A 21,219-nucleotide genomic window follows, 5' to 3' on the forward strand; every position below is an offset into this window, starting at 1 on the left:
TGAATTCATAGCACAACCTTGAATTTAGTTGTTGACTTTGCGAACAGCTTAGGGTAGAACCTGTGACATGCTAGGAGAAGTGGGCAAGCGGCACGGGGAAACCCGGAGCCGCTTTTTCAATTCGCTCGTGCGGAACAGGGCATGAGAGGCGGGCAAAGCAGCAGATGAATATGACTTTCTCGGGTGAGGAAGAGCCTACGGTAGATTTGCTATCGGGGACTGAGGTTCTGTATCGGGAAGTTGCCGAGGAACTGATGCTGGCGATGAACAAGGTGCGCCAGGGTGAGTTTACAGAGGTCAAGGCCGCCACACAGGCGGTCAAGGATCTTCGCGCGGCCTACCAGATGGTAATGGATGAAAGGACCAGAGTTGAAAAACTCCGCAAACAGGTTGCCGGAGCAGGGCGCGATCATGCCCTCGACTTCGACGCGGCGCGAGACGAGATCGGGCGCCGCCTGGCTTGCCTCCGCGAGGCCGGAGGATGTTGACGCGTTTCTGGAAGGGCTGAGCGACAACGCGCTTTTGGCCCTGCCGTGGATGTTCGAGTTTTGGGCGCTGCCGCATCAGTTGCCGCCAGAGGGGGCCTGGAAAAGCTGGGTCATCATGGGCGGGCGCGGTGCAGGCAAGACGCGGGCCGGGGCCGAGTGGGTGCGCAGCGTCGTGGAGGGCGCGGGCCCCCTCGACCCCGGCAGGGCGCGGCGGGTGGCGCTGGTGGGCGAAACCGAGGGGCAGGTGCGCGAGGTGATGGTTTTCGGTGACAGCGGAATTCTGGCCTGCACGCCAGCCGACAGACGCCCCGAATGGGAGGCGGGGCGCAAACGGCTGATCTGGCCGAACGGGGCGACGGCGCAGGTGTTTTCAGCGCATGACCCCGAGGCGCTGCGCGGGCCGCAGTTTGACGCGGCCTGGGCGGATGAGTTGGCCAAGTGGAAACGGGCCGAGGAAGCCTGGGACAACCTTCAGTTTGCGCTGCGGTTGGGGGATCATCCGCAGCAGGTGGTCACGACGACGCCGAAGAATGTGGGGGCGCTGAAAGCGATCCTCAAGAACCCCTCGACGGTGATGACCCACGCCCCGACCGAAGCAAACCGGGCCTATCTGGCGGCGTCTTTCCTGGATGAGGTGCGCGCGCGCTATGCGGGCACGCGGATCGGGCGGCAGGAACTGGACGGGATCCTTCTGGAGGATACCGAAGGGGCGCTGTGGAGCACCGCCACAATCGAAGACTGCCGGGTGGAGGCGGCCCCAGATCTGGACCGGATCGTGGTTGCGGTTGATCCGGCGGTGACGGGGCATTCGGGTTCGGACGAATGCGGGATTGTGGTGGTGGGCGCGGTGATGCGGGGTGATCCGCAGGACTGGCGGGCCTATGTGCTGGAGGATGCCTCGGTTCAGGGGGCGAGCCCGTTGGAATGGGCGCGCGCGGCGGTGGCGGCGATGGAGCGTCACGGTGCCGAACGGCTGGTTGCCGAGGTGAACCAGGGCGGCGATCTGGTGGAAAGTGTGATCCGGCAGGTGGACCCGCTGGTGCCGTTTCGTGCCTTGCGGGCGGGGCGCGGCAAGGGGCTGCGGGCAGAACCGGTTGCCGCGCTTTACGAGCAGGGCCGGGTCAAACACCTTCGCGGTCTTGGCACGCTGGAGGACCAGATGTGCCGGATGACGGTGCAGGGCTATCAGGGGCGCGGCAGCCCGGACCGGCTGGATGCGCTGGTTTGGGCGCTGAGCGAGCTGATCCTGGAGCCTGCCGGAAAGTTCCGGCGGCCGCAGGTGCGCGGGCTTTAGGGCGCGGATATTCGCAACATGAAACAAGGGCGCGAGGGCTGGGGTTTTCCCGGCCCTTTCGTTTTGCAGCGCCCGGTCGGGCGGTCTGGCAGTGAGGAGAACGCGATGGTGATGCAGTTTTTTCGACGCGGTGAGGCGCAGGCGGTTGCGCCGGAACGAAAGGCCTCGGCAACGGGGCGGGTGGTGGCGATGGCGGCCGGGTCGGGGCGGGTCGTGTGGAGCGCGCGCGACACGGTCAGCCTGACGCGCAACGGCTTTACCGGCAACCCGATCGGGTTTCGCTGCGTCAAGCTGATTGCCGAGGCGGCGGCGGCGTTGCCGTTGGTGTGTCAGGACCGCGAGCGGCGCTATGAGGTGCATCCGGTGACGGAATTGATGCGCCGCCCGAACGCCGGGCAGGGGCGCGCAGAGCTGTTCGAGGCGCTTTACGGGCAGATGCTGCTATCGGGCAACGGCTATCTGGAGGCGGTGGCGCCGGGGCCGGGATTGCCGCGCGAATTGCATGTGCTGCGCGCCGACCGGATCAGCATCGTGCCGGGGGCGGATGGCTGGCCGGTGGCCTATGATTATACCGTGGGGGGGCGCAAGCACCGCTTTGACATGAGCGGCGAGCCGGATCCGATCTGCCATATCAAGGCGTTTCACCCGCAAGATGACCACTACGGGTTAAGCCCGATGCAGGCGGCGGCGACGGCGATTGATGTGCACAACAGCGCCAGCGCCTGGTCGAAAGCGCTGTTGGACAATGCCGCGCGGCCTTCGGGGGCGATTGTCTACAAGGGCAGTGACGGGCAGGGCGCGCTGAGCCCGGACCAATATGACCGGCTGGTCAACGAGATGGAGATGCACCATCAGGGCGCGCGCAATGCCGGGCGGCCGATGTTGCTGGAAGGGGGGCTGGACTGGAAGCCGATGGGGTTCAGCCCCTCGGATATGGAGTTTCACGCCACCAAGCAGGCCGCGTCGCGCGAAATTGCGGTGGCGTTTGGTGTGCCGCCGATGCTGCTGGGTATTCCCGGCGATGCGACCTACGCCAACTATCAAGAAGCGCATCGGGCGTTTTACCGGCTGACGGTGCTGCCGTTGGCGACGCGGGTGGCGGCGGCCGTGGGGTGGTGGCTGTCAACGCACCTGGGCGAGGTGGTCGAGTTGCGGCCCGATCTGGACCAGATCGCGGCGCTGTCGGGCGAACGCGACCAGCAGTGGAAACGGGTCGGTGAGGCCTCGTTTCTGACGGACCCGGAAAAGCGGGCGCTGTTGGGCCTGCCGCCTTTGGCCGGGGTGTGAGGCGATGGCCGAGGGCGGGTCGCGCTATTTGAAAGAGCCGTTTGAATACCATGAGCAGCGCTTTGATGCGACGGAACGGATCATGGCCTTGCAGTTTGGGCAGGTGGAAAAGCGTCTGGAGCGGATTGAGGCGATGATTATCGGGTTGGAAAAACGGCTGTGGATGACGGTTTACGGGGTTGTGGCCGTGATCCTGACGCAAGCGGTTCAGGGGGTTTTGGAATATGGCCCAAGATGAGGAAATGTCCATGATGACAAACGATTACGGGCTGGAGTTGAAGTTCTGCCGACAGGAAGGCCCGGTCGCGGTTGCCGATGGTGCGGTGATTTCGGGCTATGCGAGCCTTTTTGGCCTTGCCGATCAGGGCGGCGACATCGTGCAAAAGGGGGCCTATGCGCGCAGCCTGAAGCGGCTGGCTGACAAGGGCGGCTCGGTCAAGATGCTGTGGCAGCATGACCCGGCGCAGCCCATCGGTGTCTGGGACGAGATCCGGGAGGATGAGCGCGGGCTGTTCGTCAAGGGGCGGTTGCTTTTGGACGTGGTGCGCGCCCGTGAGGCGGCGGCGCTGATCGGGGCGGGGGCGATTGACGGGTTGTCGATCGGCTACCGCACGATTGCCGCCGAGAAGGACGCAAAAGGCCAAAGGCTTCTTGCGGAACTGGAGCTTTGGGAGGTGTCTTTGGTCACTTTCCCGATGCTGAGGCAAGCGCGGGTTGCCGCCAAGGGCGATGTGCCCGAGGCGGAGGACTGGCGCGAGCTGGCCGCGGTGCTGGACACTGCGGCGCGGATGCTGGCCGACCGTTAGGCCGGCGCACCCTCAACCCTTTTGAAACAGGTGGAGTGACGATGAAGACCGAGAGCAAGGCTCGGGCCGGGACGGGTATGTCTGACGGCCCGACACCGGCGGCTGAGGTGAAAACCGCGCTGGCCGGGTTTCTGAATGAAGTCAAAGGCTTTCAGAACGAAGTGAAACTGACGTTGAAACAACAGGAAGAGCGACTGACCATGCTGGATCGCAAGAATACCTATGCCGGGCGTCCCGCCCTTTCCGCCGCTGCCAACGAGGAAGCACCGCACCTGAAAGCCTTTGGCGCCTATCTGCGCTCGGGTGATGATGACGCGCTGCGGGGCCTTGTGATGGAGGGCAAGGCGCTGAACACCCAAGTGTCAGCCGAGGGCGGCTATCTGGTCGACCCGATGACATCCGAGACGATCCGGGGGGTGTTGAAGGCCACCGCCTCGATCCGGCAGATTGCCAATGTGGTGAATGTCGAGGCAACCTCGTTTGATGTGCTGGTGGATCATTCGGAAATGGGATCGGGCTGGGCCACGGAAACGGCGTCGCTGACCGAGACCGGCACGCCGCAGATTGACCGGATCAGCATCCCGCTGCACGAACTTTCAGCAATGCCGAAGGCCAGCCAGAGGCTGCTGGATGACAGCGCCTTTGATATTGAGGGCTGGCTGGCGAACCGGATCGCTGACAAGTTTGCGCGCGCCGAAGCGGCGGCGTTCGTGGCGGGCGACGGGGTGGACAAGCCGACCGGCTTCTTGACCCACACCACGGTTGACGAAAACGCCTGGAGCTGGGGCAAGCTTGGCTATGTCGCCACCGGCAATGACGGCGACTTTGCGACCACCAACGCCTCGGATGCGATTGTCGATCTGGTCTATGCGCTGGATGCGGAATACCGCGCCAATGCGAGCTTTGTCATGAACTCGAAAACCGCGGGTGCGGTGCGCAAGATGAAAGACGCGGATGGCCGCTTTCTGTGGTCCGACGGTTTGCAGGCGGGCGAGCCTGCGCGCCTGATGGGCTATCCGGTGCTGATTGCCGAGGACATGCCCGATATCCTTTCGGGCAGCTATGCGCTGGCCTTTGGCGATTTCAAGAACGGCTACACCATTGCCGAACGCCCGGATCTGCGGGTACTGCGCGACCCGTTCTCGGCCAAGCCGCATGTGCTGTTCTATGCCTCGAAACGTGTGGGCGGTGATGTCAGCGACTTTGCGGCGATCAAGCTGCTGAAATTCGCCACCTCGTAAGGGGCGCGGATCGGGCCGGGGGGTGACCCCCGGTTTCGGGCGGGCGCGGGCCGTGGCTTCGCTGTCGTCTAGCTGCTCCCTCCGTCCGAGCGATGGCGGGTGCGGCCTGCGCCCAATGCCCCGTTGGGGGCCAGGTATTTCGGAGATTTCCCATGATGCTGATCGAAGAAACGGTGGTGCCCGCGGCGGCCCTGCCGGTGGCCGAGTTCCGCGACCATATGCGGCTGGGCACCGGCTTCGCCGATTTGGGCGCCGAAGATGCCGCGTTGGAGGCGTATCTGCGCGCGGCAATGGCGGCAATTGAGGGGCGCACGGCGAAGGTGCTGTTGGCGCGCGACTATCTGCTGACGCTGGAGGCGTGGCGTGGTGAGGCGCAGCCCTTGCCGGTGGCCCCGGTCAGCGCGGTCAGCCTGATACGGGTGCGGGACCAGGCGGGGGTGGCTGCGGTGGTTTCCCCGGCGCGTTACCGGCTGGTGCGCGACCTTGGCCGCCCGCGGATCACGGCGGTGGGGATGCTGCCGGGAATACCCACGGGCGGCGTGGTTGAGATTGCGTTTACGGCGGGGTTTGGCCCGGCCTGGTCTGACCTGCCGGCCGATCTGGCGCAGGCGGTGTTTTTGCTGGCCGCGCAATATTATGAGCTGCGCCACGAGGGCGCGCGCGGCGGCGACGCGATGCCCTTTGGCGTGATGGCGCTGATTGAGCGCTGGCGCACGGTGCGGGTGCTGGGGGGCCGGCCTTCTGCGGGTGGCCTGGTATGAAGGCGCCGCGTTTGACCCGCAAGCTGGTGCTGGAAGGGGCCGCGCGCGCGCCGGATGGATCAGGCGGGTATGTGCTGGTCTGGGCGGCGCTTGGCAGTCTTTGGGCAGAGGTGGTGGCGGGATCGGGGCGCGAACGCGCCGGTGAAATGGTGACGCTGGCGCTGGTTCCTTACCGGATCAGGGTGCGTGCGGCCCCGGTGGGGTCTGTCCAGAGGCCCCGGCCCGAGCAACGTTTTCGCGATGGTGGGCGGCTGTTTCGCATTCTTGCCGTCGCGGAGGATGATGCGGGCGGGCACTACCTGACCTGCTTTACCCATGAGGAGGTGGTGGCATGAGCTACGCCATTGGTGCGGCCTTGCAGGCGGCGGTCTATCAGCGCCTGCGCGGGTCAAGCGTGCTGGAGGCGCTGGTGGGCGATGCGATCCATGACGCGGTGCCGCCCGGTTTGGTGACGGGCACCTATGTGAGCCTTGGGCCGGAAGATGTGCGCGACGCCTCGGATGTGACCGGGGACGGGGCGGAACATGACTTTGTGGTGTCGGTCGTGACCGATGCGGCGGGGTTTCAGGCGGCCAAGGCGGTGGCGGCGGCGGTGTCTGATCAGTTGGTGGATGCCACGCTGATATTGGCGCGCGGGCGGCTGGTAGGGCTGTGGTTCCTGCGGGCCAAAGCGCGGCGCGTCGCTGCGGGCGAGAAGCGCCGGATTGACCTGACGTTTCGCGCGCGGGTCGAGGCGTAACGACGCAAGACGAAATTTCTGGCCATGCGCCGCGCGGGCGGCGGGCCTTTTTTCATGTATCGGAGATAAAGCCATGGCGGCGCAGAACGGCAAGGACCTGCTGATCAAGCTTGACCTGAATGGGGGCGGGCAGTTTGAAACCATCGCGGGGCTGCGTGCCTCGCGGATCAGCTTTAACGCGGAAACTGTTGATGTGACCAGTCTTGAAAGCCAGGGCGGCTGGCGCGAATTGCTGGGCGGGGCGGGTGTGCGCTCGGCGGCGATGTCGGGGTCGGGGGTGTTCAAGGACGCCGCGACGGACGAACGGGCCCGGCAGATTTTCTTTGACGGTGAGGTGCCGGATTTTCAGGTGATCATCCCTGATTTCGGCATCGTGCAGGGGCCGTTCATGATTACCTCGATTGAATATGCGGGCAGCCATAACGGCGAGGCGACCTATGAGCTGAGCATGGCATCGGCGGGGGCGCTGACCTTTACGGTGCTGTGATGGCAAACCCCTGGGCAGGTGAGGTGGCGGTCTGGCTGGATGGCAAACGCCATGTGGCCAAGCTGACGCTGGGGGCCTTGGCCGAACTGGAGGCGGAACTGGAGGCGGAGACGCTGATTGATCTGGTGACGCGGTTCGAGGCGGGGCGGTTTTCAACGCGCGATGTGCTGGCGCTGCTGGTGGCGGGGTTGCGCGGCGGCGGCTGGGAAGGCACCGGCGCCGATCTGCGCACGGTTGAAATTGGTGGCGGGCCGGTTGGTGCAGCACGAATCGCGGCAGAGCTATTGGCGCGGGCCTTCACGGTGCCGGCCGGAAAATGAGCGGGGCCGGTGGGTTTGACTGGCCGGGCCTGCTGCGGGTGGGGCTGCGGGGGCTGGGGCTGTCGCCGGGTGCGTTCTGGCGGCTGACCCCGGCAGAGCTGGCCTTGATGCTGGGCGATGGCGGCGGGGCGGCGCCGTTGACCCGGGCGCGGTTGGATGAGCTGGCGGCGAAATGGCCGGATCAGGTGAATGGCGCCCCGGTGGACAGGGCCGGGCGATGAAAGGATTGGGCGATGATCGAGGTGGACGGGCTGGACGGGTTGGGCCAGCAGGCGGCAGCGCTGGAAAAGTCATTGGGCGGGGCCGAGGCAATGGCGGGGGCCTTTAATGCCGAACTGGGCCGGATGCGGGACAGTATGACCTTTACCGGCCGTGAGGTGGGTTTGCTGACCAACAGCATTGGGCGCGGGCTGCGGAACGCCTTTGACGGGCTGATCTTTGACGGGGCAAAGCTGTCGGATGCGTTGCGGGGCGTCGCACAGACGATGGCTGACAGCGTTTATGCGGTGGCGATGCGGCCCGTTCAGAACGCCTTGGGCGGCGCGATTGCGGGCGGGATGAACAGCATGTTGAGCGGGCTTTTTCCGTTCGAGCAGGGCGGCGCGTTTACGCAAGGCCGCGTCACGGCCTTTGCCAAGGGGGGGGTGGTGGCGCAGCCCACCTCTTTTGCGATGCGCAGCGGGCGCGGGCTGATGGGAGAGGCGGGGCCAGAGGCGATCATGCCATTGGCCCGGGGCGCCGATGGGCGGCTGGGGGTGCAGGCGGCGGGCGGCGGACGGGCCGTGAATGTGGTGATGAATGTGACCACCCCCGACGTCGCCGGTTTTGCCCGCAGTCAAAGCCAGATTGCCGCGCAGGTCAGCCGGGCGCTGGCGCGCGGCGAACGCAACCGTTGAGGAGAAAGCCATGGCATTTCACGAGATACGCTTTCCGGCGAATCTGAGCTTCGGGTCTGTCGGGGGGCCAGAGCGGCGCACCGAGATCGTGACGCTGACCAACGGATTTGAGGAGCGCAACAGCCCCTGGGCCCATTCACGCCGGCACTATGATGCGGGGGTGGGGTTGCGAAGCCTGGACGACGTTGAGGCGCTGATCGCGTTTTTTGAGGCACGGGCCGGGCAGCTGCACGGGTTTCGCTGGAAGGATTGGGCGGATTACAAGTCGTGCCCCTCGTCGCGGGGGGTCAGCTATGAGGATCAGGTGATCGGCATGGGCGATGGCGCGACGTGCAGTTTTCAACTGGTCAAGACCTATGTGTCGGGCAGCGAAAGCTATTCGCGGACCATCACAAAGCCGGTCGCCGGGACGGTGAAAGTAGGGATTTTGGGCGACCATCAGTCAGAGGCGGTGCATTTCACGGTTGATCACGGCACCGGGGTGGTGACGTTCGAGATGGCGCCAGGCGAGGGCGCGCGGGTCACCGCGGGGTTCGAGTTCGACGTGCCGGTGCGGTTTGATACCGACCGGATTCAGGTTTCGGTGGCCTCGTTTCAGGCGGGTCATTTGCCGCAGGTGCCGGTGCTGGAGGTGCGGATCTGATGGCATACTCAGAGGCATTGAAGGCGCATCTGGCCAGCGGCGCAACCACGGTTTGCCGTGCCTGGGCGGTTACACGGGCTGACGGCGTGGTCTTGGGCTTTACTGACCACGACCGGGCGTTGGCATTTGACGGGATCAGTTTTGATCCTGACAGCGGGATGACGGCAAAGGCATTGTCGCAGGCCACGGGCCTGGCCGTGGACAACACCGAGGCTTATGGCGCGCTGTCGAGCGCCGCGATGACCGAGGCGGATATTCTGGCCGGGCGCTATGACGCGGCAGAGGTGCGGTCCTGGCTGGTGAACTGGGCCGATGTGAGCCAGCGCGCGCTGCAGTTTCGCGGGCAACTGGGTGAGATCACACGCGGTGAAGGGGCGTTCAGCGCCGAGTTGCGCGGGCTGACCGAGGCGTTGGGCCGCGCGCAGGGGCGGATCTTTCACCCGCGATGTTCGGCGGTCCTGGCGGATCGTCAGTGTCGGTTCAATCTGGCGGCGCCGGGCTATGTGTCTGAGCGGGCAGTGGAGGTGGTGGAGGGCGCGCGGGTGTTTCGCTTTGCCGATATGCCGGGGTTTGACGACCGCTGGTTTGAAAAGGGCCGGCTGACGGTGCTGAGCGGCGCGGCGGCGGGGCTGGCGGGGGTTGTGAAGAACGACCGTCTGCAAGGGGTTGGTGCGCGCGAAGTGGAGTTGTGGCAGGCGCTGGCGGCTGAGGTGGTGCCGGGCGATATGCTGCGGATCGAGGCGGGGTGCGACCGTCGCGCTGACACCTGCCGATTGAAGTTCAATAACTTCAATAACTTTCGCGGATTTCCTCATGTTCCTGGCGAGGATTGGCTGATGTCTTATCCGGTTTCAAGCGGCGCGAATGACGGTGGGAGCCTGTTTCGATGACGGGCGTGCAGGCGGTGCTGATTGCGCGGGGCTGGTTGGGCACGCCCTATCAGCACCAGGCCTCGGTGCAAGGGGCCGGGACAGATTGTCTGGGCCTGTTGCGCGGGGTCTGGCGCACGCTTTACGGCCAAGAGCCTGAATTGATGCCGGCCTATACGCCCGATTGGTCCGAACCCGCGCATGAGGAAGCGCTTTGGGCGGGCGCGCAGCGGCATCTGGTACCGCTGGACGGCCGGGTGCCACAGGCGCCGGGCGAGGTATTATTGTTTCGGATGCGCGACGGTTCGGTCGCCAAGCATCTGGGCATTTCAGCGCGAATGGGCGGCGCAGAGGCGGGGGCGACTTTCATCCACGCCTATAGCGGGCATGGGGTGATCGAAAGCCCGCTGTCCCTTCCCTGGCGGCGCCGCATCGTGGCGCGGTTCAACTTTCCTGAAGGAGCCTGATTATGGCGACGATACTGCTTTCGGCTGCCGGTGCCGCGATGGGTGCGGGTTTTGGTGGCACGGTTCTGGGCCTGTCGGGGGCGGTGATCGGGCGCGCTGTGGGGGCGACGCTGGGGCGGGTGATTGACCAAAGGTTGTTGGGGTCGGGGTCTGCCGCAGTGGAAACCGGTCGGGTAGACCGGTTCCGCCTGACTAGTGCCTCGGAGGGCGAGGCGCTGGGGCGGCTTTGGGGGCGGATGCGCGTTTCAGGGCAGGTGATCTGGGCCACACGCTTTTTTGAGACATCAAAGAAGCAACGCGGCGGCAAGGGGGCCCCGCGCCCTACGGTGACGTCGTTCAGCTATTCGGTCAATCTGGCGCTGGCGCTGTGCGAGGGTGAAATTTTGCGCGTAGGCCGCATCTGGGCGGATGGTATGGAGGTCGCGCGGGACGGTTTGAACATGCGCGTCTACACCGGGGCAGAAGACCAGCAGCCCGACCCGAAGATTGAGGCGGTTGAAGGTGCCGGCATGGCGCCTGCGTATCGCGGTGTGGCCTATGTGGTGTTTGAGGATCTTGCGCTGGAGCAATTTGGCAACCGCGTGCCGCAGTTCAGCTTTGAGGTGGTGCGCCCGGCGCAGGGCGATCTGATTGAGGCGGTGCCTGATCTGGTGCGCGGCGCGCAGGCGGTGGCGTTGATACCTGGCACCGGCGAGTATGCGCTGGCCACAACCCCGGTGCATTACAACAAGGGATTGGGCGAGCAAGTCGCGGCCAATATCCATAGTCCCTCTGGCGTGACCGATTTCAGCGCGTCACTGATGGCGCTGGCGGAAGAACTGCCCAACTGCGGGGCGGCGTCTTTGGTTGTGTCGTGGTTTGGCAGTGATCTGCGTTGCGGCGAGTGTGCGGTGCAGCCAAAGATCGAGGATGCGCGGTTTGACGGCAATGCAATGCCTTGGCGTGTGTCGGGCCTTCAGCGCGGCGATGCGGTCGAGGTGGCGCGGGTTGACGGACGGTCGGTCTATGGTGGGACGCCCGCGGATGCGGCAGTGATCGAGGCGATCAAGGGGCTGCGCACGCAGGGAAAGGCGGTGACGTTTTACCCGTTTATCCTGATGGAGCAGTTGGCAGGCAACGCGCTGCCGGATCCCTGGAGCGGAGTTGTTGGGCAACCGCCACTGCCCTGGCGCGGGCGGATCACGCTGTCAAAAGCGCCGGGACGAGAGGGCAGCGCCGATGGCACGGCCTTGGCCGCGACCGAGGTGGCGGCGTTCTTTGGTAGTGCTGCGATAGGTGATTTTGCGCCGGGTGGCGGAAGTGTGGCCTATTTAGGGCCGCAAGAGTGGTCGCTGCGGCGCTTTATCTTGCACTATGCGCATTTGTGCGCGCTTGCGGGTGGGGTTGAGGCGTTCTGTATCAGCTCTGAAATGGTTGGGTTGACGCAGATCCGGGGTGAGGGGGGCACCTTTCCGGCGGTCACGGCGCTGCGCGCACTTGCCGCCGATGTGCGTGCGATACTGGGGCCGAACTGCAAGATCGGCTATGCGGCCGACTGGAGCGAGTATTTTGGTTATCAGCCGGGTAATGGCGACCGGTACTTTCACCTCGACCCGCTTTGGGCTGACCCGAATATCGATTTTGTGGGGATCGACAATTACATGCCCCTGTCCGATTGGCGCGAGGGCGAGCAGCATGCCGACGCGCATTGGGGTGCGATCCATAGCCTGGAATATCTGCGTGCCAACGTGGCGGGCGGCGAGGGTTATGACTGGTATTACGCCTCGGATGCGCATCGCGATGCGCAAAGGCGCACCCCGATTGAAGATGGCGCGTATGGCGAGCCATGGGTCTGGCGCTACAAGGACATTCAGGGCTGGTGGCAAAACCCCCATCACGAGCGGATAGATGGGGTGCGCCAGCCGGAACCAACGGCCTGGGTGCCGCAATCCAAGCCGATCTGGTTTACCGAAATGGGGTGCGCTGCGGTGGATAAGGGCACAAACCAGCCCAACAAGTTTCTGGACCCAAAATCATCGGAGTCGAGTCTGCCGCATTATTCTGATGGGCGACGCGATGAACTGATCCAGATGCAATACCTGCGCGCGATGGTGGATTATTGGGGAAATACCACCAACAACCCGGTTTCAGAGGTCTATGCCGCGCCGATGGTCGATATGACGCGGGCGCATGTCTGGGCCTGGGATACGCGGCCTTTCCCGCAGTTTCCGGGTAACACCGATGTCTGGTCGGACGGCGAAAATTATGCGCGTGGCCATTGGATATCGGGGCGGGTGACGGCGCAGCCTTTGGCCAGTGTCGTGGCGGAAATCTGTGAGGCGGGCGGGCTGAGCCATGTCGATGTCAGCGGGCTGTTCGGGCTGGTGCGTGGCTATTCGGTTGCGGGTGGGCAAAGCGGGCGGGCGGCGCTTCAACCGTTGATGATTGCTTATGGATTTGAGGCGGTCGAGCGCGATGGGCAGGTTGTGTTTCAGATGCGAACGGGTCGTGTCATGGCAGAACTGACCAGTGAACACCTGGCCTTGCAGGAGGATGCCAGCATCGAGACGCAGCGCTCGCCGGAGGTGGAGATCGCGGGCCGCGTGCGGCTGTCTTATGTCGAGGCCGAGGGTGATTATGAGATACGCGCGGTTGAGGCGGTGTTCCCCGATGAGAGGTCAGGTGGGGCGGCAGCCTCGGAGGTGGGGCTGGCGCTGACCCGTTCAGAAGGGCAGCGCATCGTGGAGCGTTGGTTGGCCGAGGCACGGGTGGCGCGCGATGGTGCGCGCTTTGCACTGCCGCCGTCGCTGGGCCACTTGGGTGCTGGTGATGTGATCCGGCTTTCACTGCCGGAGGGTGCGCGGCGCTATCGCGTGGACCGGGTTGAGCAGGCAGGCGCTTTGGCAGTTGAGGCGGTACGGGTGGAGCCGGCGATCTATCGCGCCTCGGATGAGGCAGAAGAACGGGTGATGCCGCGGCCGTTTGCGGCGCCCGTTCCGGTGCTGTCGGTATTTCTGGATCTGCCGCTTTTGACCGGCAAGGAAGACCCATATGCGCCCCATCTGGCGGTAACGGCCACGCCTTGGCCCGGCAGCATAGCGGTTTACGCCGCTGGCGAGGATGCAGGCTATGCGTTGAATCGGTTACTGGACGGACGGGCGGTGATTGGTCAGACGATGACCGAATTGGCGGCTGCGCGGCCCGGTCTGTGGGACCGGGGCACACCATTGCGGATCAGGATCAAGGGGGGTGCGCTGGAAACAGTGTCACAACTGCGATTGTTGGAAGGCGCCAATGCGATGGCGATTGGCGATGGCACCTCGGATCTGTGGGAGGTGATCCAGTTTGCGCAAGCGACGCTGATTGAGCCTGGCCTGTGGGAGGTTGGCCAGCGGCTGCGCGGGCAGGCGGGGACCGATGGGGTGATGCCGCCAAGTTGGCCCGCCGGCAGCACTGTGGTTTTGCTGGATGGCGCGCCCGAACAAATTGACCTGGCGCCCCGTCTGCGCGGATTGGTGCGGCATTACCGTATTGGCGCGGCGCAGCGTGGCTATGACGACCCGTCCTATATCCACCAGATCCGCGCGTTTGCCGGGGTTGGTTTGCGGCCCTATGCGCCTTGTCATTTGCGCGCTGTCTGGGCGGGAAACGATCTGTCGCTGGGCTGGGTGCGCCGCACACGCATTGACGGCGATAGCTGGGCGGCGGTTGACGTGCCGCTGGGCGAGGGACGCGAGGGGTACCTGCTGCGGGTTGTGCAGGAAGGCACGATCCGGCGAGAGGTCATGACCGCTACCCCTTCATGGGTCTACCCCGAGGCACTACGCGCCGGAGACGGGCTTTCGGGGCCGTTTGAAATTCAGGTTGCACAACTGTCCGATACCTACGGGCCCGGACCCTTTGCGAGGATTGATATCAATGTCTGACACAAACCGACTGGCGCTGCCCCTGCTGCAACCCGCGCAGGCGCAAAAACATGTAACTGTGAATGAGGCGCTGACCAGACTGGATGGTTTGGTCAATATGGTGATGGCGTCAAACAGCCTGTCAGTGCCGCCAACTGTCGTGTTGGACGGCGCAACCTACGGAATTCCTGCGGGGGCGGTGAACGTCTGGGCCGGACAGGCCGGAAAAGTGGCGATCGGCAGCAATGGCGGCTGGGTGTTTGTCAGTCCGCGCGCAGGATGGCGCACATTCATTGCCGATGAGGGGTGTCAGGCGATACATGATGGCACGGGCTGGGTCTCTGGTGCGCTAAGCCTTTCGCCCTTTGGTGCGGGGCTGAGTGCGCGGGTTGTTGAGATTGATCATGTGATTTTGGCGGGTGCCACTTCGCAAAGCGCAGCCGTTATTCCCAGCCATTCCATGGTGATCGGGGTCAGCGCGCGGGTAATTTCCGCGATTGGTGGCACGCTGACCTCTTGGGAGTTAGGAAACATAGGCTTTACGAACCGATTTGGGGCGGGTCTGGGCCTGGCGCAGGGAAGCTGGGTACGCGGCTTGCTGTCGCAGCCGATGACCTATTGGGCACCTGAAACGTTGTTGCTAAGTGCGGTGGGGGGGGACTTTGCAAGTGGGGCAGTGCGGCTTGCCGTTCATTACCTTGAAATTTCGCTGCCATCGGAATGACGGATGCGTCAGCTTTGCCATGGTGACCTGTCGGGGGCAGCGCGCGCGCTGATGCGCGAACCCGACCGCGCAGGGGCCATGCAGCGCCTGTTGCAGCAAGCGCATGCTGCCGATCAATTCCGAAAACGAACCGGAAGGTGCCATCCTGACTGGGGCAATGGCACGTTGGCCGCAAGCGCACGCACCGTACCTTTGCCACCTGAACCCTATTTGTCAGATACCGCATATCTGGCCTGTCTGGCTGAGGTGATTGCTGGAATTGACGTTTGGCGCAGGGCGCGGCAAAATTAATATCTTTTCCCGCAGCTTTCCTTCCGATATGCGAGGCAGCACCTATGTGATAGTCTGAAAACGCATCCCAAGGAGCCTGCAATGTCTAAAACCTACCCTGCCGAGCTTCACCCGAAGGTGACGACCGTAGATCCGGTTTGGGCGCGTATTTGCGACGAGGCCCGTGATGCGGTGCGTGATGAGCCGCTTTTGGGTGGATTGATCCATTCGGGTTTGTTGCATCATAAAACGATGGAACGCGCGCTGGCCTATCGGTTTTCGCTTAAGCTCGCCTCGGGCGAGATGAGTGAGCAGATCTTGCGCGAAATTGCAGACGAAGCCTACAGCGAGGATGTGCTACTGGGGCAAGCGGCACGCGCAGATCTGGTAGCTGTCTATGACCGCGACCCCGCATGCCATAGATACCTGCAACCCATCCTTTTCTTCAAAGGATATCAGGCACTTCAAGCATACCGTGTGGCACATTGGTTATGGCGCAAGGGACGACGCGACCTGGCCTATCTGGTGCAGATGCGCACCTCTGAGGCGTTTGGCGTGGATATTCATCCGGCGGCGCGGATTGGTCGTGGGGTGATGATCGACCATGCCCATTCGATCGTGATCGGTGAGACGGCAGTGGTCGGGGATAATGTCTCTATGCTGCATTCGGTCACGCTGGGTGGAACGGGTAAGGAAGAGGAAGATAGACACCCTAAAATCGGCAATGGCGTGATGATTGGTGCGGGGGCGAAAATTTTGGGGAATATCCGTGTGGGTGACAATTCACGGATTGCAGCGGGATCGGTTGTGTTGATCGACGTTCCTTGCTGCAAGACTGTCGCCGGGGTTCCTGCAAAGATCGTGGGGGATGCAGGCTGTGATCGGCCAGCGTCAACAATGGATCAGACGTTGCACCGGGGGTGAATGATACGACGTTAAGATGAAAAAACGCCGGAGTGATCCGGCGCTTTCCTTTTTATAGGGCAGATTATGCCAGCATACCCATTGGGTTTTCCAGGTTTTCAACAATGGCCTTCAACAACTCGGCCCCCAGTGCGCCGTCAATCACCCGGTGGTCAACAGAGAGCGTCATCGACATAACCGTAGCGATTTCAATCTGATCGCCGTTCACAACGGGTTTCTTGATCCCCGCGCCCACAGCCAGAATTGCACCATGTGGCGGGTTGATCACCGCGTCGAAGTTATCAACACCCATCATCCCGAGGTTTGAGATGGCAAAGCTGCCGCCCTGATATTCTTGCGGCGCAAGTTTGCGGTTGCGCGCGCGGGCTGCAAGATCTTTCATTTCGGCAGAAAGAAAGGAAAGCGACTTCATTTCCGCGTCTTTCAGCACCGGAGTGAACAGCCCGCCTTCGATCGCCACGGCAACTGCCACATCTGACGCCTTCATCTTAAGGACCCGATCCCCCGCCCAGACGGCATTGGCATCGGGGACGGATTGAAGCGCAAGCGCACAAGCCTTGATGATGAAATCATTGACAGAAAGCTTTACCCCGCGACCTTCTAACCGCTTGTTCAAATCAGCGCGGAAGGCCATCAGCGTATCCAACCGAACCTCTCGGCGCAGGTAGAAATGCGGGATCGTCTGTTTGGCCTCGGTCAGGCGAGCTGCAATGGTTTTGCGCATTCCGTCCAGCGGCATTTCTTCGTACTGGCGGCCCTCATACATCCGGGCGACGGTGCTGGCGCTGACCGGTGCGGCTGCGGGTTGCGCCTTTGCAGCACCCTGCGGGGCACCGGCTGCGGCCGGAGCTGCTTTGGGTGCGCTGCTGGCAGCCTCGACATCGGTCTTGACGATGCGCCCGTGCGGGCCGGAGCCTTGCACCGATGCCAGGTCAATGCCCTTATCCGCCGCAATCCGGCGCGCCAGAGGCGAGGCAAAGACCCGCTCGCCCGCCGCTTTAGGGGCGGCAACCGGCGTCGCTGCGGCTGTAGCCGGAGTTGGCGCTGGTTCTGCCGGCTTTTCGGGCGCCGCCTTGGGCTGTTCGGTTGCGGCGGGTTTTGGCGCGGCATCCGCGCTTTCGCCCTCTTCGATCAGCACGGCGATCGGGGTATTTACCTTCACCCCGCTCGTGCCTTCTGCGATCAGGATTTTGCTGACGGTACCTTCATCGACCGCCTCAAACTCCATCGTTGCCTTGTCGGTTTCGATCTCTGCAAGGATCTGGCCCGAGGTAACGACATCGCCCTCTTTGACCAGCCATTTTGCCAAGGTCCCTTCCTCCATCGTCGGAGAAAGCGCCGGCATCAAGATTTCCACGGCCATGGTTTCCTCCTTACCGATAGGTGACTTTTTTGACCGCCGCGACCACTTCGTCCGAAGTGATCAACGCCAGCTTTTCAAGATTTGCCGCATAGGGCATTGGCACGTCTTTACCGGTGCAGTTGATCACCGGCGCATCCAGATAGTCAAACGCGCGTTCCATGATTGTCGCGCTTAGATGGTTTCCGATCGAGCCGATGGGCCAGCCCTCTTCGACCGTCACGCAACGGTTGGTCTTCATCACCGAGGCCAACACCGTATCATAGTCAATCGGGCGCAGGGTGCGCAGGTCAATGACCTCGGCTGAAATCCCGTCGGCTGCCAACTTGTCGGCCGCTTCCAGCGCGTGCGCCACACCAATGCCAAAGCTGACAATGGTCACATCACTTCCCTCGCGCCAAATTTTGGCCTTACCGAAGGGAATGGTGAAGTCATCCAGCACCGGCACCTCGAAACTGCGCCCGTAGAGGATTTCATTTTCAAGGAAGATGACCGGGTTATTGTCACGGATTGCGGTTTTAAGCAGGCCTTTGGCGTCAGCGGCCGAATAGGGCATCACCACCTTCAGGCCCGGCACCATCGCAAACCACGCGGCGAAATCCTGACTGTGCTGGGCGGCAACGCGCGCGGCAGCGCCGTTCGGGCCACGGAACACCATCGGGGCGCCCATCTGACCACCCGACATGTAAAGCGTCTTTGCCGCTGAGTTGATGATGTGATCCATCGCCTGTAGGGCAAAGTTGAAGGTCATGAATTCGAGAATTGGCCGCAGACCACCGAACGCCGACCCAACGGCAATTCCGGTAAAGCCATGTTCGGTGATCGGCGTATCAATCACCCGCTTTGCGCCGAACTGGTCCAGAAGGCCCTGGCTGATCTTATAGGCGCCCTGATATTCCCCGACTTCCTCACCCATCAGATAGACGGTTTCGTCACGGGTCATTTCTTCGACCATCGCTTCGCGTAGCGCTTCGCGCACGGTCATGGTCTTCATTTCGGTGCCTGCGGGCCAGTCGGGGCTGACATCTGGCGCGACCGGGGCGGGGGAGGATGGTGCCGGGGCAGGCGTTGCTGCCTTGGCGGGTGCAGGGGCCGCGGCCGGGGCCGCTTCTACCTCGGCGCTTTCGTCCTCTGCCACCAAAACCGCAATCGGCGTGTTCACGGCCACGCCTGCGGTGCCTTCCGCTACCAGCAGCTTACTGATGGTGCCTTCATCGACCGCCTCAAACTCCATCGTGGCCTTATCGGTCTCGATCTCTGCGATGATCTGGCCGGATTTGACCTCATCGCCCTCTTTTACCAGCCATTTGGCCAGTGTGCCTTCCTCCATCGTGGGTGACAGGGCGGGCATCAAAATTTCGGTTGCCATGGTCTGTCTCCCTTAGGCGTAAATGTCAGTCCAAAGCTCGGACAGGTCCGGCTCGGGGCTTTCTTTGGCGTATTCTGCCGCTTCGTTCACGATCACCTTGATTTCGCGGTCAATCGCCTTCAGATCGTCGTCGGTGGCATGATTGCCCTGCAACAGCAATTCGCGCACATGCTCGATCGCGTCACGCTCTTCGCGCATTTTCTGCACTTCCTCGCGTGAGCGGTATTTTGCGGGGTCCGACATCGAATGGCCGCGGTAGCGGTATGTATTGATTTCGAGGATGTAGGGCCCTTCGCCCGCCCGGCAGGCCTCTACGGCACGCTCGCCTGCAGCCTTTACCGCCAGCACATCCATGCCGTCGACCGCCTCGCCCTTGATCCCGTAGGCCACGCCCCGACCCCAGAGCGAGGTCGATTTTGTCGACCGCTTCATACTGGTGCCCATTGCATATTGGTTGTTTTCGATGACGAAAACCACCGGAAGGTTCCACAGCTCGGCCATGTTGTAGGTCTCATAGACCTGGCCCTGGTTCGCCGCACCGTCACCGAAATAGGTGAACGTTACGCGCCCGTTGCCTTTGTATTTATCCGCAAAGGCCAGACCCGCGCCCAAGGGAACCTGCGCGCCCACAATCCCGTGCCCGCCATAGAAATGCTTTTCCTTCGAGAACATGTGCATGCTCCCGCCCTTGCCTTTGGATAGCCCGCCTTCGCGTCCGGTCAGCTCGGCCATCACGCCTTTGGGGTCCATTCCACTGGCTAACATATGGCCATGGTCACGGTAGCTGGTTATCCGCTTGTCGCCGTCTTCGGCGGCCGCTTCCAGCCCTACGACGACGGCTTCCTGGCCGATATAAAGGTGACAAAAGCCGCCAATCAGCCCCATGCCGTATAGCTGCCCCGCCTTTTCCTCAAACCGGCGAATCAACAGCATCTCTCGATAGAACTTCAGGAGCTCTTCTTTTGAGGTATTTGACTTTCGCGTGGATTTTCCTGCAGACGCCGCCGCGCCCTTGTTGTCGGGGCTTTTACGTAAAGCCATGAGGCAACCTCCCATCGGACTGAAATAGTTTAGCGTTAAACCATTTTATAACCGATGGCGCGCGCCGATGCAATCAGCGGATCACAATCTCATCTGCGCGAATTGTGCCCAGCACATCGCGCGCCCGTTCATCCAAAAGATCGACGTCCAAAAAACGGTCTGACAGACGCGTTGTCAGGTTCTCCATCCGGGCCACTTCTGCACGCAAACGGTCGCGTTCGGCGCTTAATGCCACGCTTTCGGCTTCAATTTGCACCCTGCGAAACACCCCGAAAGACCCCTGAACGGCGGCAAAGGTAAAATACCCCCCCATTACGAAGGTAAGGCTGAAAAAAATCAGCGGGCCAAAGTTGGGCCGCCCAAAGCCTGATCGATTACGCATATCCGCCCCTCATGCCGCCCGGTTACCGGACGGGTTACGGAAATCATGCCACAGGCGATTCGCAAATGGAATCCCCCCTGTAAAAGAAACCGGGGTGGTTTTCGCCCCCATCACCGCGCGAGAGGTCCGCAAGGACCGGGGGGCAGCGCCCATAGGTTGAACATCGCGCCAAACCCTTTTCAGCAGGGTTTTGCCGCAAGCCAACCCGGCCAGAAATGCCCTTAGGGCGATGCAACCGCCTGATTGCAAAACTTTGCCATAGCCCGGCCCCCTTAAGCGGTGCCTTGGCCTTCGGCAACGAGCGGGCGGCTAATATGGCGCGCGGCCTTCGCTGTCATTGTTGAGCCACGGGCACACTGGTATTGAGACTATACCGCCAATTCTGCGATTGCGATCCACACAAGGCGAAACGCACCACTTTCAATTGGACCGGGGCGACAACGCTCGGGTCAGCGCGTCACTCTATCAGGTGGTGACCATCAGAACGCGGATCCCCGCACCGACACATGCCTATATCCATAAACGCACGAAAGATGGGAACTGCAAAAGTGACATCCCTCGTGTCCGTCTGCTGAAGCCGCTCTGACGGTCGGAAGCCGGTGCGATAGTTTCCACAGTTGATAGTGGGCATCATGAGGCACTCCATGGCGGGCAAGAAGTGTCAGAAGGCCTGGACCTGTCGCGGTTTGATGCCGTTCCTTTGCTAGCATTTACTGCAACAAAGAAGATCAACTATGGGACTGAAACGGACTGACGAATTTCGTAAGGATGCTGTGTATATCGCGTTGACCAGCGGGCTGACGCGCAAGCAGGTGGCAGACGATCTGGGCGTTGGAATGTCGACGCTGAACAAATGGATCACCGCCCATCAAGACACTGATGTCGTGTCCAAAGGGGATTTGGCCTCGCGCGCGACCCCGACCAAAGCCTTCGGCGCAAGGTTCGCATCCTCAAGGAGGCCGCGGGA

Annotated in this window: 23 protein-coding genes and 1 pseudogene; 20 read left to right on the plus strand and 4 right to left on the minus strand. The window is 62.6% G+C overall.

The annotated features are described in order from the left end of the window. The first annotated feature begins 164 nt into the window (after positions 1 to 164). From ACM62R_RS12785 to cysE, 19 genes are all read left to right on the plus strand, one after another. A complete protein-coding gene (locus tag ACM62R_RS12785; RefSeq protein WP_415184432.1) occupies positions 165 to 488 on the plus strand; it encodes a hypothetical protein in 324 nt (107 codons plus the stop codon). After that, positions 412 to 1,782 (plus strand): DNA-packaging protein, encoded by a 1,371-nt coding sequence (locus ACM62R_RS12790; RefSeq protein WP_415184433.1) that lies wholly within the window; start codon positions 412 to 414, stop codon positions 1,780 to 1,782. Before ACM62R_RS12785 ends, ACM62R_RS12790 begins: the two co-directional genes overlap by 77 nt. Before the next feature lie 105 nt (positions 1,783 to 1,887). Further along, positions 1,888 to 3,069: a phage portal protein gene (locus tag ACM62R_RS12795; protein ID WP_415184453.1), complete on the plus strand. Its 1,182-nt coding sequence runs from the start codon at positions 1,888 to 1,890 to the stop codon at positions 3,067 to 3,069. 4 nt (positions 3,070 to 3,073) lie between these two features. Then, positions 3,074 to 3,307, plus strand: a complete 234-nt coding sequence (locus ACM62R_RS12800; protein ID WP_415184434.1) for a GTA head formation protein, RCAP_rcc01685 family — start codon at positions 3,074 to 3,076, stop codon at positions 3,305 to 3,307. Positions 3,308 to 3,320: 13 nt separating this feature from the next. Next, complete coding sequence (locus tag ACM62R_RS12805; RefSeq protein WP_415184454.1) at positions 3,321 to 3,875, plus strand: HK97 family phage prohead protease; 555 nt, start codon at positions 3,321 to 3,323, stop codon at positions 3,873 to 3,875. A gap of 41 nt (positions 3,876 to 3,916) precedes the next feature. Further along, entirely contained in the window at positions 3,917 to 5,116 is a 1,200-nt protein-coding gene (locus tag ACM62R_RS12810) for a phage major capsid protein (RefSeq protein ID WP_415184435.1), read from the plus strand. A gap of 152 nt (positions 5,117 to 5,268) precedes the next feature. Next, positions 5,269 to 5,877: a head-tail connector protein gene (locus ACM62R_RS12815; RefSeq protein ID WP_415184436.1), complete on the plus strand. Its 609-nt coding sequence runs from the start codon at positions 5,269 to 5,271 to the stop codon at positions 5,875 to 5,877. Further along, positions 5,874 to 6,212, plus strand: coding sequence for a head-tail adaptor protein (locus ACM62R_RS12820; RefSeq protein WP_415184437.1), 339 nt, complete (start codon positions 5,874 to 5,876; stop codon positions 6,210 to 6,212). The genes ACM62R_RS12815 and ACM62R_RS12820 overlap by 4 nt, the downstream gene beginning before the upstream one ends. Further along, positions 6,209 to 6,616 (plus strand): DUF3168 domain-containing protein, encoded by a 408-nt coding sequence (locus tag ACM62R_RS12825; protein WP_415184438.1) that lies wholly within the window; start codon positions 6,209 to 6,211, stop codon positions 6,614 to 6,616. The genes ACM62R_RS12820 and ACM62R_RS12825 overlap by 4 nt, the downstream gene beginning before the upstream one ends. Before the next feature lie 73 nt (positions 6,617 to 6,689). Further along, positions 6,690 to 7,103, plus strand: coding sequence for a phage major tail protein, TP901-1 family (locus tag ACM62R_RS12830; protein ID WP_415184439.1), 414 nt, complete (start codon positions 6,690 to 6,692; stop codon positions 7,101 to 7,103). Next, positions 7,103 to 7,423 (plus strand): gene transfer agent family protein, encoded by a 321-nt coding sequence (locus ACM62R_RS12835; protein ID WP_415184440.1) that lies wholly within the window; start codon positions 7,103 to 7,105, stop codon positions 7,421 to 7,423. The genes ACM62R_RS12830 and ACM62R_RS12835 overlap by 1 nt, the downstream gene beginning before the upstream one ends. Further along, a complete protein-coding gene (locus ACM62R_RS12840) occupies positions 7,420 to 7,644 on the plus strand; it encodes a rcc01693 family protein (protein WP_415184441.1) in 225 nt (74 codons plus the stop codon). Before ACM62R_RS12835 ends, ACM62R_RS12840 begins: the two co-directional genes overlap by 4 nt. Before the next feature lie 12 nt (positions 7,645 to 7,656). Further along, positions 7,657 to 8,319 carry a phage tail tape measure protein gene (locus ACM62R_RS12845; RefSeq protein ID WP_415184442.1) on the plus strand — a complete coding sequence of 221 codons (663 nt, stop codon included), beginning with the start codon at positions 7,657 to 7,659 and terminating at the stop codon, positions 8,317 to 8,319. Positions 8,320 to 8,329: 10 nt separating this feature from the next. Beyond that, positions 8,330 to 8,962, plus strand: coding sequence for a TIGR02217 family protein (locus ACM62R_RS12850; RefSeq protein WP_415184443.1), 633 nt, complete (start codon positions 8,330 to 8,332; stop codon positions 8,960 to 8,962). Further along, complete coding sequence (locus ACM62R_RS12855; RefSeq protein WP_415184444.1) at positions 8,962 to 9,852, plus strand: DUF2163 domain-containing protein; 891 nt, start codon at positions 8,962 to 8,964, stop codon at positions 9,850 to 9,852. Before ACM62R_RS12850 ends, ACM62R_RS12855 begins: the two co-directional genes overlap by 1 nt. After that, entirely contained in the window at positions 9,849 to 10,298 is a 450-nt protein-coding gene (locus tag ACM62R_RS12860) for a peptidase (protein ID WP_415184445.1), read from the plus strand. Before ACM62R_RS12855 ends, ACM62R_RS12860 begins: the two co-directional genes overlap by 4 nt. A gap of 2 nt (positions 10,299 to 10,300) precedes the next feature. Then, on the plus strand, positions 10,301 to 14,203 hold the full coding sequence (locus tag ACM62R_RS12865; protein WP_415184446.1) for a baseplate multidomain protein megatron: 3,903 nt from the start codon (positions 10,301 to 10,303) through the stop codon (positions 14,201 to 14,203). After that, complete coding sequence (locus ACM62R_RS12870) at positions 14,196 to 14,906, plus strand: DUF2793 domain-containing protein (RefSeq protein ID WP_415184447.1); 711 nt, start codon at positions 14,196 to 14,198, stop codon at positions 14,904 to 14,906. Before ACM62R_RS12865 ends, ACM62R_RS12870 begins: the two co-directional genes overlap by 8 nt. Before the next feature lie 372 nt (positions 14,907 to 15,278). After that, complete coding sequence (gene cysE / locus ACM62R_RS12875) at positions 15,279 to 16,100, plus strand: serine O-acetyltransferase (protein WP_415184448.1); 822 nt, start codon at positions 15,279 to 15,281, stop codon at positions 16,098 to 16,100. A 64-nt stretch (positions 16,101 to 16,164) separates the two neighbouring features. On the opposite strand, the gene ACM62R_RS12880 is transcribed toward cysE, so the two are convergent. The 4 genes from ACM62R_RS12880 to ACM62R_RS12895 all read right to left on the minus strand — a co-directional run bounded on the left by ACM62R_RS12880 (position 16,165) and on the right by ACM62R_RS12895 (position 20,252). Continuing rightward, positions 16,165 to 17,463 carry a pyruvate dehydrogenase complex dihydrolipoamide acetyltransferase gene (locus ACM62R_RS12880; RefSeq protein ID WP_415184449.1) on the minus strand — a complete coding sequence of 433 codons (1,299 nt, stop codon included), beginning with the start codon at positions 17,461 to 17,463 and terminating at the stop codon, positions 16,165 to 16,167. A 10-nt stretch (positions 17,464 to 17,473) separates the two neighbouring features. Beyond that, complete coding sequence (locus ACM62R_RS12885) at positions 17,474 to 18,829, minus strand: pyruvate dehydrogenase complex E1 component subunit beta (RefSeq protein WP_415184450.1); 1,356 nt, start codon at positions 18,827 to 18,829, stop codon at positions 17,474 to 17,476. A gap of 12 nt (positions 18,830 to 18,841) precedes the next feature. Beyond that, entirely contained in the window at positions 18,842 to 19,870 is a 1,029-nt protein-coding gene (pdhA, locus tag ACM62R_RS12890; RefSeq protein ID WP_415184451.1) for a pyruvate dehydrogenase (acetyl-transferring) E1 component subunit alpha, read from the minus strand. Between the two features lie 73 nt (positions 19,871 to 19,943). Then, on the minus strand, positions 19,944 to 20,252 hold the full coding sequence (locus ACM62R_RS12895) for an FtsB family cell division protein (RefSeq protein ID WP_415184452.1): 309 nt from the start codon (positions 20,250 to 20,252) through the stop codon (positions 19,944 to 19,946). Between the two features lie 734 nt (positions 20,253 to 20,986). Between ACM62R_RS12895 and ACM62R_RS12900 the strand changes: the two are divergent. Continuing rightward, positions 20,987 to 21,219 (plus strand): annotated as a pseudogene (locus tag ACM62R_RS12900) (transposase); the annotation flags it as partial.

It is taken from the genome of Phaeovulum sp. (genome assembly GCF_047638075.1).
GTDB lineage: Bacteria > Pseudomonadota > Alphaproteobacteria > Rhodobacterales > Rhodobacteraceae > UBA6197.